Raw genomic sequence first — 257 nt, forward strand, 5'->3', positions numbered from 1 at the left:
GTCGGACAGCAGCTTCATGACCGCCAGCGAGGTCGCCGTTGATGGTGGCCTGGCACAACTCTGAGGAGAAAAATCAAATGACTCAATCCCTGAAGGGCAAGACAGCGCTCGTGACCGGGGCATCGCGCGGCATTGGCCGCGCCATCGCCGAACGCCTTGCAAAGGACGGTGCGACCGTCGCGCTAACCTACAACGCCAGCAAATCCGGCGCGGACGAGGCGATCGCAGCCATCGAGAAAGCGGGCGGCACCGCGTTC

General features: G+C 63.4%; 1 protein-coding gene. It reads left to right on the forward strand.

Translation table 11 applies throughout. The features are described from left to right. Positions 1-77 precede the first annotated feature (77 nt). A partial coding sequence (locus SB725_RS32340) for an SDR family NAD(P)-dependent oxidoreductase (RefSeq protein ID WP_410923593.1) occupies positions 78-257 on the forward strand: 180 nt, incomplete at its 3' end.

The organism is Pseudomonas sp. SIMBA_041 (assembly GCF_046535095.1).
Classification (GTDB): Bacteria; Pseudomonadota; Gammaproteobacteria; order Pseudomonadales; family Pseudomonadaceae; genus Aquipseudomonas; species Aquipseudomonas mucoides.